A 12,502-nucleotide genomic window follows, 5' to 3' on the forward strand; every position below is an offset into this window, starting at 1 on the left:
TATTAAGTTTTTTTGATTAAATACCCAGAAATACCTGAACAACTGTTCATTATAGATTTTTTTTGCTATAATATCACGGAATGTATCATTATATTGAGGTGAAGCTTTTGGACAATCAGAATAATTCCCGTAAAACGGAACAACATTCTAATAACGGACCAGAAAAGAAAAAGATTTTTTTGATTATAAATGTAGTGATTCGTGTACTGCAATCATTATTTGTCTTTGCAGTTGTTATTCTACTATTAGGTGGTGCTTTAGGTCTTGGGATCGGTATGGGGTATTTTGCTTTTCTAGTTGAAGATACACAACCACCGACAAAAGAAGAGCTCCAAACAGAAATCAGTGATATCACTGAAGTTTCTCGAATGACTTACGCTGATGGCACAAATATCGCAATGATCAAATCTGATTTGGTCAGAACGAGAGTTGACAGTGAACACATCTCTCCTCTTTTGAAAAAAGCGATTATTTCTACCGAGGATGAATACTTTGAGGAACACAAAGGTGTTGTTCCAAAAGCAGTCATCCGAGCACTTGTTTCAGATGCAACAGGGATGGGTGGTTCATCTGGTGGCTCGACACTAACACAACAGTTAGTGAAGCAACAAATCTTGACAGATGAAACAACATTCAAGCGGAAAGCCAATGAAATTTTGCTGGCTTATCGTATTGAGAAGTACTTTTCAAAAGATGAGATTGTGACAACTTATCTAAATGTTTCACCCTTTGGCCGTAATAACAAAGGTGAAAATATTGCCGGTGTTGAAGAAGCAGCCAAAGGACTATTCGGCAAAAGTGCCAATGACTTAACTCTTCCACAAGCAGCCTTTATCGCTGGACTTCCGCAAAGTCCAATCATTTACACCCCTTATAGCAATACAGGGGCCTTGAAAGCTGATGAAAATTTAGCTTACGGAATGAAGCGAAAAGATTTTGTTTTATTCAGTATGTATCGTGAAAAAGCCATCACGAAAGAAGAATATGAAGCAGCTAAAAGTTATGATTTAAAACAAGATTTCCAACCGCAACAAGAATCAAACCAAAACACCGAAAGCTATCTCTACAATGCTGTATTGGAACAAGCAACCAATGCAGTGATGGATATTAACATAGAAAAGTCTGGTGTCAAAAAAGAAACACTTGATGATTTAGGACTTTCTCAATACAAAGATCAAGCACGAAAAGAAATCCAAAATCGCGGTTATACGATTCAATCAACAATCGATCAAACAGTTTATGATACCATGCAAAATGCTGTCGCAAACTTCGGATACATGCTAGATGATGGCTATGGTGCTGGACTTGTTGAAACTGGAAATGTTTTGATGGACAATAAAACGGGCAGGATTATCGGCTTTGTCGCAGGTCGTGACTTTAATGTCAGCCAAAGTAATCATGCATTAGATACAATCCGCCAAGTTGGTTCTACGATCAAACCAATTTCAGTTTATGGACCTGCTATCGACCAAGGAATGATTGGTTCAGAAAGTCGCTTAGCCAACTATCCTACCTCTTACACTGGTGGTGGTGAGCTGACAAATGCGACAAATTCAGGAACAAATACCTTTGACACTGTCCGTCATTCATTAGAATGGTCATATAATATTCCAGTTTATCATCTAAATGAAGCGATGAAAGCAAAGATGGGCGATGATAATTTCTCTTACAATAACTATTTAAGTAAGATGAATTACCCTGCTAGTGAAGCTTGGGCTTATCAATCTGCCCCTTTAGGTTCTGTAGAAGCAACTGTTCTAACTCAAACGAACGGTTTTCAAGCGCTGGCCAATAAAGGACAATATCAAAAAGGCTATATGATCGATAAGATCACAGACAATAGTGGAAAAGTTATTTACGAACATAAAGAAGCACCTGTTCAAGTATACTCTGAAGCAACCGCTTCGATCATGAATGATATGATGCGTTCTGTCTTAGATTCAAAAATAACGACTCCGTTCAAAAACATGATAAATGGACTAAATCCAGCCTTTGGAAATGTCGATTGGATTGGTAAAACAGGAACAACAGATTCCTACAAAGATGCTTGGTTAGTCGTTTCGACACCAACTATTACATTGGGTTCATGGACAGGTTATGATAATCCAACAGCAATGAGTCCAAATAGCGGGGATCAAAATAGTGCCTACTTAGCAAATCTGGCAAATGCAATCTATTCAGTCAGACCTGATCTATTCGGTGCTGGTGAAAAATTCACCCTTTCTAAAGACGTGATCAAATCAAATGTCTCAAGCTTTACAGGAGAGAAACCGGGTACTTTCACCTATAACGGTGGAACTTACACGGCTCCAGGACCAAATGTCGAATCGTTCTATGCAAAAGATGGCGCTCCAAAAAGCCAATATAAATTTGGATACGGTGGATCAGATGCTAACTACAGTGCTTATTGGGGCCGTTATGCAACGTCTTCCCCTTCAAACTCTGGTTCAACAACTCCCTCTTCTTCTGAGAAAAAAGAAGAAAAGAAAAAAGAAGATAATAAGAAAGAAAATACTACACCGACGTCAAGTGGAAGTAATAACTAAACACCTAAACCTTTCTTTAATTTTAAAGTGCCACCCAAAATTACAATTTTGGGTGGCACTTTGTTTTATATTACAGCTTAGTTTTGAATCAAAAACTTTTTATCAATTGCTCTTCAGCTACATTATACATCGTTTAATCGATAAACTTCTACTAAATCTTCTTTCAAAAAAGGCTGGTCTTTATAGTAAAATTGACGGTCTTCTTCACTGATTTCACGTATCACCTTACAAGGATTTCCCACAGCAACGGAATTTTTTGGAATATCTTTTGTCACTATACTACCCGCACCAATCACACTATTTTTACCGATCGTTACACCTGGACAAATTGTTGTATTCGCTCCAATCCAACAATTTTCTTCAATCGTTACTGGATTTCCATACATCAACCGTCGATAGTCAGGATGAATAGGATGACCTACAGTTGCAATAGTGACTCCTGGGCCAAAAGCAACCTTATTTCCAATGCTTATTTTAGCATCGTCAATGAAGGTACAGCCCACGTTTAGGTAACATTCTTCACCAAGCTGAATATTATACCCATAGCAAAAATAAAAAGGTGGTTCGATCCATGCGTTTACTTTCGATCCAAAAATTTCGTCTAAAAGCTGAAATCTTTCTTCTAATTCATCTGGTAACGTTTGATTAAACGCTATCATTCTTTTTTTTGCCTTTTTTCGCTCCTCAGGTAATCCTTCACAACCATCTAAAAATAGCTTACCAGCAATTATTCGTTCTCTCATATTCATTTGCCATACTCCTTTTTCAATTATATGATATAAATCAATCGTGATTTTTAGTCTAAAAATACTCCCTATAGAATAGATACTAGTTTTATCTAGTCTCTATTCTATAGGGAGTACCTTTGATAAGCAATCAATACTTTCAGTTATTTATTTAGTTGAACCTTTTTGATCCATACCATAAGGCAAGATAACTGTCTTATCTTCAATTTCTTCTTTGTTCATTAATTTTGTCAATAAACGCATTGCTACAGCACCAATGTCATATAACGGTTGTGTTACACTTGATAGACGTGGACGAGAAACTTCTGTTAGTAATGAGTTATTACTTGTAATGATTTCGAATTCTTCAGGTACTTTCACACCAGCATCGATCATGCCATCCAACAAACCAATTGCTAGTTCATCATCTGTCACATAAGCCGCTGTGGCACCACTATTGCGAATACGATCAGCTAAAGAGATACCAGCTTTAAACTTATACTCAGACTCAAAAATCAAGCCTTCATTATAAGATAAGCCATTATCAGCTAACGCTTCTTTATAACCCTTGATGCGGTTTTGACCATTGATAGGATCAATCAATGCACCACTGACAAAGGCAATTTTTTTATTGCCATTTTTAGCTAATAAATTTGTTGCATCTTTTGTTGCTTCTTTATAATCAATGTTTACACTACCTACTTGTTCATCAGGATCGATCGAACCAGCTAAAACAACAGGTGTTTTAGAACGAGAAAACTCGCCACGAATCTCATCTGTGATATGGTGACCCATAAAGATGATTCCATCGACTTGTTTTGCCAAAAGATTGTTTAATACATTGACTTCTTTTTGATCGTTGCTGTCAGAATTCGCTAAAATAATGTTGTATTTGTACATTGTTGCAACATCATCGATCCCTCGAGCTAAAGAGGCAAAAAAGATATTACTAACGTCAGGGATAATAACCCCTACAGTCGTTGTTTTTTTGCTTGCTAAGCCACGGGCTACAGCATTGGGGCGATAATCTAAGCGGTCAATTACTTCTAACACTTTTTTCCGTGTAGCAGGCTTCACATTCGGATTGCCATTGACTACGCGAGATACTGTCGCCATGGATACATTTGCTTCACGCGCAACATCATAAATAGTAATTGTTTGTTTTTCCATGTTAATTCTCCTAAATATTTATATTTGTTTTCATTTTCTGAAAACGCTGTTTACATTTCTCACTAAGAATAGCAGAGTTTTTTTATTATTGCAACCGTTTTATCCTATTTTCATGAAAATTTACTCCATATTTCAAAAAGCGCTTTACGGCATTTCGTGGTATGATAAAGATAAGTTTTACAGTAACCAGCTCTAAAAGAAAGAAGGATATTTATGAATCAAGAAAAAATGAATGAACTAAAAAAATGGATGGAAAGCGAAAATATCGATCTCACTTATATTAGTGATCCCGGGCACATTGCCTATTTTTCCGGCTACAAAAGCGATCCTCACGAACGGGTTTTAGCTTTATTTATCTCATTAAATCATGACCCTTTTTTATTTACCCCAGCTTTAGAAGTTGAAGATGCTGAAAAAAGTTCATGGGCATATCCTGTCTATGGCTATCTTGATAGCGAAAATCCTTGGGAAAAGATCGCCCAACTTATCAAAAAAAATAGTATTCCAAGTAAGATTGCTACTGAAAAAGACTCCTTAACGGTTGCTCGTTTTGATATTTTAAATAATTATTTTCCAAATAGCGATTTTTCAGCCAATGTCACCCCAGTCATTGAAAAATTGCAATTGCTAAAGACACCATCTGAAGTGGCTAAATTGATGGAAGCTGGAGATTGGGCGGATGTTGCTTTAGAGATTGGTTTCAAAGCGATTAAAGAAGGTGCTAAAGAGCAAGAAATACTGGCCGAAATCGAATACCAACTAAAACGTCAAGGCATTCGTTCGATGAGCTTCGATACTTTAGTTCTAACTGGAAAAAATGCCGCAAGTCCGCACGGTAATCCCGGGAACACGGCTGTTGCGAAACAAGACTTAGTTTTATTTGACTTAGGCGTTGTTTACAATGGTTATTGCAGCGACGTTACACGAACTGTCGCTTATAAAGAGCCAACAGATTTTCAAAAAGAAATCTATTCAATCGTTTTAGAAGCACAATTAAAAGCGATGGATGCGGTAAAACCAGGTGTTACCGCTGGAGAATTAGATGAAGTTGCTCGCGGTGTTATCAGCAGTTACGGCTATGGTGAATACTTTAATCACCGTCTAGGTCATGGTATCGGGACTACCGTTCATGAATATCCTTCTCTAGTAACTGGAAATGATCTGGTTATTGAAGAAGGTATGTGCTTCTCTATCGAGCCTGGTATCTATATTCCAGAAAAAGTGGGTGTACGGATCGAAGATTGTTTACATGTGACGAAAACCGGTTGTGAAGCTTTTACAAAAACACCAAAAGAATTAAAAATTATTGATTAAAAAACAAAGCCAGCATTCTTCTTAGAATGTTGGCTTTGTTTTTTAATTGCTTTTATTATTTACCTTTAACATCTTCTACTGTTTCTTTGACAGCTTTCTTTGTATCCTTTTTTGCTTCTTCAGCTTTTTCTGGTACGTCTTTTGTTACTTCTTTTGCTTCAGCAACGCCTTCTGAAACCGTTGCTTTCGCTTTTTTCGCTGATTCTTTGACATCTATAAAAATATCATCGGAAGCATCTTCTGCGATATCACCTAATTCATCAACTTGATCATTTACATCTTGAGCAGTCTTTTTAAATCGATCAGATAAATCATCTGTTTGTTTCTTGAACGATTCTAGAACTGTATCAGACACGCCTTGTGCTTTGTCTAATGAATCTTTCGTTTTATCTTTAACATTTCCAGCTAAATCACCCGCTTGTTCGCCTAACACACTTGCTTTTTCTTTAGCAATAGATGACAATTCAGACCCTTTTTGCACAGCGTAATCTGTATAATCCGTTGCTTTATCTTTAAAATCATCTGCTTGATTTGCTAAGTCTTCACGCAATTCTTTACCTGATTTTGGTGCTAATAAAAGTGCTGCGACTGCAGCTGCTGTTCCACCAATAATTGCTCCTAAAAAAAATCCGCCTTTTTTCGCCATGTTGATTCCTCCATTATCTTTTTTTATTTAGTTGTTCCACTTGTTTTTGGTGATTTTTTTGGACGAAATGCTCTAAAAGCCGCTCCGCCAACTTTACTAACAACGCCTGCTTTAGCTGTTGTCTTTCCAACTGCTCCGACCTTGCCAAGTAAATTTCTGCTAGAGTAATTCAACTCAGAAACACTTTCACTTAGCTCTGCAACTGCTTCAAATAACGGATCGATTGTTGCTACTTTTTTATTGACATCATCTAGCAACTCGTTACTTTTTACTAAAAGTCCCTCTACTTGTCTAGATAAAATATCGACATCCTTTGTTACGACCTCAATCGTTTTATTTGCTTCATCTACTGTGGTAGTCACTTTATCTACTGTTTTACTGATTTTCATCAATACTAAAACAATAAATACTACTAATACAGCAAACGCCACTGCAGCAATAATCGCTGCAACCTCTCCACCTGTCATCTTCTTGCTCCTTCCATCAATTATTCCATATTCTTAGAATAACACCAACTGGTATTTTTCACAAATTATTCAGTTAGCTTTGTTATCTTAATTATAGCAATTTATACCCTGAGTCTCTAGATTTTATAGAAAAAAGACAGAGCAAATTTTGTTCTGTCTTAAAATGAAATAATCCTATAAAACGTTTAGTTTATTTCTTTTTAGGTGCATCTTCTTTAGCAAGCTCAGCGCCCAATTCAATAATATACTCACGTAAGTTTTCTTTTACTTCTGGGTGAACTAAGCCATATTCAATACTTGTTTTCATAAAACCAAACTTATCGCCTACATCATAACGTTTACCAGTAAATTCTCTAGCAAATACGCGTTGCGTTTTGTTCAATGTATCGATGGCATCTGTTAATTGGATTTCACCACCAGCTCCTGGTTCTTGAGATTCCAATACATGGAAAATTTCTGGCGTTAGCAAGTAGCGACCGATAATCGCTAGATCACTCGGTGCTTCTTCTGGTGTTGGTTTTTCAACAAAATTATTTACGTTATACAACCCTTTAGCAACTTCAGCCTCTGGATTTATGATTCCATATTTCGAAGTTTCTTCATGAGGAACCTTCATTACTGCAATCGTTGATGCATGTGTTTCATCATAATCATTCATCAATTGTTTTGACAATGGGATCTTATCTTCCATAATATCATCGCCTAGCATAACAACAAACGGTTCATTGCCAACAAATGCTTTTGCTTGTAACACAGCATGACCTAATCCTTTTGGATGAGATTGACGAATAAAGTGAAGATTGACATCAGTTGTTTCTTCTACTAATTTTAATAAATCCGTTTTGTTTTTCTCACGAAGATTACTTTCTAATTCAAAGTTCGCATCAAAATGGTCTTCGATAGGACGTTTTGCTTTTCCTGTAACAATCAAAATATCTTCAATTCCTGATGCTAATGCTTCTTCAACGATAAATTGAATTGTTGGTTTATCGACGATAGGTAGCATTTCTTTTGCCATTGCTTTTGTTGCGGGTAAGAATCTTGTTCCCAGTCCAGCTGCTGGAATAACTGCTTTTTTTACTTTCATGCCAATTGGCCTCCTAAAATTATATAGAAAATTCGTTTTCTGTTTTACCATCACGCAGCATAATTTCTTTTGCCGCTTGTTTTACATCTTGACCTTCATACAACACCTTGTATATTGCTTCTGTAATTGGCATGTCAACATCTAACTGTTGAGATAGCTCGTATGCCGCTTTTGTTGTTGAAACACCTTCAACGATCATCCCCATATTTTCGAGAACTTCGTCTAAGCTATGCCCTTTTCCTAAGAGATTTCCGGCTCGCCAGTTACGTGAGTGAACACTGGTACATGTAACGATTAAATCACCAACTCCGCTCAAACCGATAAAGGTTAAAGGATTTGCGCCCATCGCCACACCTAAACGGCTAATTTCAGCTAAACCGCGCGTCATGATCGCAGCTTTCGCATCATCGCCAAAACCTAAACCATGAATTGCACCTGCTCCTAAGGCAATGATATTTTTCAAAGCAGCACCCGTTTCAACTCCAATTACATCATCATTTGTATAAATTCTAAAATAATCATTCATAAATAGCGATTGAACATATGTCGCCGCAGCTATTGTTTCACTAGCAGCAGTAATTGTTGTAATATCATGAACTGCCACTTCTTCAGCATGACTCGGACCAGATAAAACAACCACACCACGTCTTTTTTCTGCTGGAATTTCTTCCATCAAAACTTCAGATATTCGTTTATGACTGCCTTGCTCCAACCCTTTACTTGCATGAATGATCAATGGCTGATTCGTACATTTCGCTGTAAATTCTTTTGCAACCGCTCGAATCGCTTTTGTTGGAACAACAAACAAGACCGCATCTGCATCTTGAATACATTCCTCTAATGACATCATGCCTTGAATTGATTCTGGAATAACCAGATCAGGTAGATAATGATGATTCGTGTGGTGCATATTGATTTCATCAATTTGTGCTTTATTATGTCCCCATATACGAACCTCATGACCATTTTCTGCTAAAACCTGTGCCAATGCAGTTCCCCATGAACCCGGACCTAAAACAGCAACTTTTTGTTTCATTGGTGAAAATCTCCTTTCAAAATAAGAAAAGCTGAACGAATCGTTTAGCGCTATTGAAAATTAGGAATCTGAATATTGAACTCTTTTTGTTCAATGTAAAGATTGTCTATTTTACTTAGAGCTGATTCGATGAGGCTAGATCATAGAAAAGCTGAACAAACTCGCCAGCTCTGAAAAAGATAGGAAAAATTGATTGAGTCGCTCTTTGACTCCTTCAATTTTTATCTTCTTCCCGAAGAGCTAGTTTGGTAAGCTAGATCAAAACACTTCTATAAATCTTTCCACTATTCATCTTCTTATTTCTTTAAATAACCAAATTAAATGTCTAATTTTATAACTTTCATACCCACCTAACATTTTACCATAGCTTAGCTGAAATGGGCAGTTCTACATGGCCTTTTTGAGAGTTCCTTTGTCGCGGTCATAAAATTTTACTGTTCCTTTTTTACGACGAATAATCACAAGCATGATTGCCCCGAAAAATAACACAAGAGAAACGAGTTGTGACACTCGAATACTTCCAAATGCATATAAACTGTCTGTTCTCATTCCTTCAATAAAGAAACGCCCGAAAGAATACCAGATGATATAGCCTAAAAAGACTTCGCCTTCTTTTAAGAAATTTTTCTTTTTCCTCAAAATGATCAATACAATAAATCCTAAGACGTTCCAAATAGATTCATATAAGAAAGTTGGTTGATGATACGTTCCATCAATATTCATATTGTCGATAATAAATCTGGGTAAATGTAATCCTTCTAAAAATGTCCGTGTTGTTGCCGGACCATATGCTTCATGATTCATAAAATTACCCCAACGTCCAATTGCTTGTGCTAAAATAACACTCGGCGCTGCGATATCTAAAAATGTCCAAGTCGAAATAAAACGATGTCTTGTGAAGAAAAATAATGCAAGTCCTCCACCAATCAGACCACCATAAATCGCCAGACCACCATTTCTAGTTAAAATAATTTCGATTGGATTATCAACATAATCCTGCCATTGAAAAATCACATAGTACAAGCGAGCTCCAATAATAGCACTTGGTAAGCCCCATAACATAAAGTCGATCACATCATCTTCTTTCAAACCGACTCTAACTGCTTCTCTACTACTTAGCCAAACAGCTAGCACGATTCCTGAAACGATAATAACTGCATACCAGTAAACGGATATTCCAAAAAGATTAAACGCTACTGGGTTTACTTGTCCTAACATTTGGCTTCCTCCTAATTTAAAAGCTGAATGAGCTCGTTTTGTCTCGACTGAAAAATAGGAAATTATGACTGAGGTGTTCTTTGCCTCTTTCATAATTTATCTTTTTTCCGAGAGACTAGCTCTTGCAGCTAGATAACCCCTGAATTTTCCTCAATTAATCGAGTCAAACGTTCTTCAAAGGACTTCGTTGCATCATATCCCATAGTCTTCGCACGGAAATTCATTGCAGCAACTTCAATAATAATCGCCACGTTACGCCCAGTTTTGACAGGAATGCGAATTTGGGGAACATCAACACTAGCAATTTCAACCATTGCATCATCTGATCCTAAACGATCATATTTCTTATCTTTTTCCCAAGCTTCTAAATAAACAACAAGTTGGACTTGCATGAAACCACGAACTGCACTTGCGCCAAATAGATTCATTACATCAATGATCCCGATCCCACGAATCTCGATCAAATGCTGCAAAATCTTAGGTGGTTCACCAACAACTGTCAATTCATCTTGCTGATAAACGTCTACTCGGTCATCTGCGATCAATCGGTGACCACGCTTGATCAACTCTAACGCTGTCTCACTTTTACCGATACCGCTGTCGCCTTGAATCAAGACACCAAGTCCATAAACATCAACTAAAACACCATGTACACTAGTTCTTGCTGCTAAACGACTATCTAAATAACTTGATAATTCTCCTAACAATCTCGATGTAGAAATCGGTGAGCGTAAAACGGCTAATCCTTTTTCTTTCGCCGCTTGTACCATTTCTTCAGGTGCTTCTAATCCTCTAGAGATAATAAAAGCCGGCGTATCCTTCTCACATAAACGACGCATCACCATCAAACGTTCTTCAGGTATCATTCGTTCAGAAAATGTAATCTCCTTACTACCGAATAATTGTAAGCGATTGTGGGGATAATAATTAAAATACCCAGTCAATTCCAGTCCAGGACGAGAAATATCTCCTGTTGTGATTTCTCTATTTAAACTTTCTTCATCGCCATAAACGACTTCTAAAGAAAGCTTTTCTACCAGTTGATGAATTTTTACAACTTCTTCCATCTTTATCATTCATTCCTTTCCAGATCTCTACTCGTTCCATTTTATCATTTCAGGTGGCAAGTTTCTAGCTATTAGGAAGATTGTTCTTGTTTTGTTTGTGTTCTCAGTGATTAATTTTTCTCACTATCCTCCTTTTATTAAGAAATAGGTTTCCGCCCACTAATTACCAGTTAAACATTGACTATCCTAAATTAATTTGTATACTTAATTTGTATCACTGTATCCAGTCAAAAATAATCAATTGGATGTGTTTCTCATGAAAAATAATTTAAAAGAACAGGCAAGAAAACTGCCTTTAAGTCCAGGTGTTTATTTAATGAAAGATAAACACGGAACAATCATTTATGTAGGCAAAGCAAAAAAGCTTAGGGAACGTGTCAGTAGCTACTTTGTTAAAAACAAACAGCATTCAAGTAAAAACATTCGGATGATTCAACAACTAACTGATTTCGACGTTATTCAAGTAGCTTCTGAGCTTGATGCCTTTTTACTAGAATGTCAATTGATCCAAGAATATCGTCCAATCTATAATCGGCAGATGAACTCTTTTGAAAAATATAAATATATTGAAATCAATACCGAAAAAGAAGAACTTTCGATTAACATATGCACTGTTCCAACGAAAAAAAATTGTTTTGGTCCTTTTTCTATCAATAGAAGACTTTCAGAACTAAAACGGATTTTAGAAAACCTATATGGCTTAAATCAAAAAAATTATTGGCAACAGTCTTTCTCTGAAAGTACCATGCCTCCATTAGATCGTGAAACTGCTGTTGCAGAATTACTTGGTGCATTTACTCTGAACAATCAACTCCCCCAAAATCGTTTAGAAACAAAAATGATTTTAGCTTCAGAAAATCAATCATTCGAAAAAGCAGCAATGTTACGCGAAGATTGGCAATTTCTAACACGCTTTTTCAATCAAAATAAAAAATTGATTCTAGCATCTCAAACCAATTGGCAACTTTTATCTCTTCCGATTGGATCAAAAATGAAATATTATCTGATTTATCAAGGTCTTGTTATAAATAGCCGAATACTGACGAAACGAACCTTTACTAAATATACACCTAGTGAACTCGCAAAAAAGATACTTCCTAAAAATAAACCTGAAAATAGACAGCAGTTTTCCAAAGACCAAGTCGATTTTATCAATATTTTATATAGTTATATTAATCGACACAAAGAATGCCAACTAGTCGAACTTACTGACCTATTTGCATAAA

Annotated in this window: 11 protein-coding genes; 3 read left to right on the forward strand and 8 right to left on the reverse strand. The window is 36.5% G+C overall.

From position 1 onward, the window contains the following. The first annotated feature begins 80 nt into the window (after window positions 1-80). Window positions 81-2,546 (forward strand): transglycosylase domain-containing protein, encoded by a 2,466-nt coding sequence (locus IGL98_RS11495; RefSeq protein ID WP_206911450.1) that lies wholly within the window; start codon window positions 81-83, stop codon window positions 2,544-2,546. A gap of 122 nt (window positions 2,547-2,668) precedes the next feature. Here IGL98_RS11495 and IGL98_RS11500 read toward each other — a convergent pair whose 3' ends face one another. Together IGL98_RS11500 and ccpA are read right to left on the reverse strand one after the other, a co-directional pair. Further along, complete coding sequence (locus IGL98_RS11500) at window positions 2,669-3,295, reverse strand: sugar O-acetyltransferase (RefSeq protein WP_206911449.1); 627 nt, start codon at window positions 3,293-3,295, stop codon at window positions 2,669-2,671. Between the two features lie 144 nt (window positions 3,296-3,439). Further along, the gene (gene ccpA, locus IGL98_RS11505) at window positions 3,440-4,441 is read right to left on the reverse strand and encodes a catabolite control protein A (RefSeq protein WP_206843302.1); all 1,002 of its coding nucleotides are present in this window, start codon (window positions 4,439-4,441) and stop codon (window positions 3,440-3,442) included. A gap of 213 nt (window positions 4,442-4,654) precedes the next feature. On the opposite strand from ccpA, the gene IGL98_RS11510 reads away from it, so the two are divergent. Beyond that, window positions 4,655-5,755 carry an aminopeptidase P family protein gene (locus tag IGL98_RS11510; RefSeq protein WP_206911448.1) on the forward strand — a complete coding sequence of 367 codons (1,101 nt, stop codon included), beginning with the start codon at window positions 4,655-4,657 and terminating at the stop codon, window positions 5,753-5,755. Between the two features lie 55 nt (window positions 5,756-5,810). On the opposite strand, the gene IGL98_RS11515 is transcribed toward IGL98_RS11510, so the two are convergent. From IGL98_RS11515 to hprK, 6 genes are all read right to left on the reverse strand, one after another. Further along, window positions 5,811-6,401, reverse strand: a complete 591-nt coding sequence (locus IGL98_RS11515) for a YtxH domain-containing protein (protein WP_069646675.1) — start codon at window positions 6,399-6,401, stop codon at window positions 5,811-5,813. Between the two features lie 23 nt (window positions 6,402-6,424). After that, a complete protein-coding gene (locus IGL98_RS11520) occupies window positions 6,425-6,868 on the reverse strand; it encodes a DUF948 domain-containing protein (RefSeq protein ID WP_069646676.1) in 444 nt (147 codons plus the stop codon). 190 nt (window positions 6,869-7,058) lie between these two features. Continuing rightward, window positions 7,059-7,955 (reverse strand): UTP--glucose-1-phosphate uridylyltransferase GalU, encoded by an 897-nt coding sequence (gene galU / locus IGL98_RS11525; protein WP_206843298.1) that lies wholly within the window; start codon window positions 7,953-7,955, stop codon window positions 7,059-7,061. Window positions 7,956-7,974: 19 nt separating this feature from the next. Continuing rightward, complete coding sequence (locus IGL98_RS11530; RefSeq protein WP_206843297.1) at window positions 7,975-8,991, reverse strand: NAD(P)H-dependent glycerol-3-phosphate dehydrogenase; 1,017 nt, start codon at window positions 8,989-8,991, stop codon at window positions 7,975-7,977. A gap of 387 nt (window positions 8,992-9,378) precedes the next feature. Beyond that, window positions 9,379-10,209, reverse strand: coding sequence for a prolipoprotein diacylglyceryl transferase (gene lgt / locus IGL98_RS11535; protein WP_206843296.1), 831 nt, complete (start codon window positions 10,207-10,209; stop codon window positions 9,379-9,381). A 128-nt stretch (window positions 10,210-10,337) separates the two neighbouring features. Continuing rightward, window positions 10,338-11,276 carry an HPr(Ser) kinase/phosphatase gene (gene hprK / locus IGL98_RS11540; RefSeq protein WP_206843451.1) on the reverse strand — a complete coding sequence of 313 codons (939 nt, stop codon included), beginning with the start codon at window positions 11,274-11,276 and terminating at the stop codon, window positions 10,338-10,340. A gap of 256 nt (window positions 11,277-11,532) precedes the next feature. On the opposite strand from hprK, the gene IGL98_RS11545 reads away from it, so the two are divergent. Then, window positions 11,533-12,501, forward strand: coding sequence for a GIY-YIG nuclease family protein (locus IGL98_RS11545; protein WP_206843295.1), 969 nt, complete (start codon window positions 11,533-11,535; stop codon window positions 12,499-12,501). The last annotated feature ends 1 nt before the right edge of the window (window position 12,502 follow it).

The organism is Enterococcus sp. DIV0840, assembly GCF_050527835.1.
GTDB classification, from domain to species: domain Bacteria; phylum Bacillota; class Bacilli; order Lactobacillales; family Enterococcaceae; genus Enterococcus_L; species Enterococcus_L ureasiticus.

Excerpts from the sequence above, each read along its gene's own strand:
- IGL98_RS11495 (WP_206911450.1), top strand. The coding sequence starts at position 81 with ATGTATCATTATATTGAGGTGAAGCTTTTGGACAATCAGAATAATTCC.
- IGL98_RS11500 (WP_206911449.1), bottom strand. The coding sequence starts at position 3,295 with ATGAATATGAGAGAACGAATAATTGCTGGTAAGCTATTTTTAGATGGT.
- ccpA (WP_206843302.1), bottom strand. The coding sequence starts at position 4,441 with ATGGAAAAACAAACAATTACTATTTATGATGTTGCGCGTGAAGCAAAT.
- IGL98_RS11510 (WP_206911448.1), top strand. The coding sequence starts at position 4,655 with ATGAATCAAGAAAAAATGAATGAACTAAAAAAATGGATGGAAAGCGAA.
- IGL98_RS11515 (WP_069646675.1), bottom strand. The coding sequence starts at position 6,401 with ATGGCGAAAAAAGGCGGATTTTTTTTAGGAGCAATTATTGGTGGAACA.
- IGL98_RS11520 (WP_069646676.1), bottom strand. The coding sequence starts at position 6,868 with ATGACAGGTGGAGAGGTTGCAGCGATTATTGCTGCAGTGGCGTTTGCT.
- galU (WP_206843298.1), bottom strand. The coding sequence starts at position 7,955 with ATGAAAGTAAAAAAAGCAGTTATTCCAGCAGCTGGACTGGGAACAAGA.
- IGL98_RS11530 (WP_206843297.1), bottom strand. The coding sequence starts at position 8,991 with ATGAAACAAAAAGTTGCTGTTTTAGGTCCGGGTTCATGGGGAACTGCA.
- lgt (WP_206843296.1), bottom strand. The coding sequence starts at position 10,209 with ATGTTAGGACAAGTAAACCCAGTAGCGTTTAATCTTTTTGGAATATCC.
- hprK (WP_206843451.1), bottom strand. The coding sequence starts at position 11,276 with ATGGAAGAAGTTGTAAAAATTCATCAACTGGTAGAAAAGCTTTCTTTA.
- IGL98_RS11545 (WP_206843295.1), top strand. The coding sequence starts at position 11,533 with ATGAAAAATAATTTAAAAGAACAGGCAAGAAAACTGCCTTTAAGTCCA.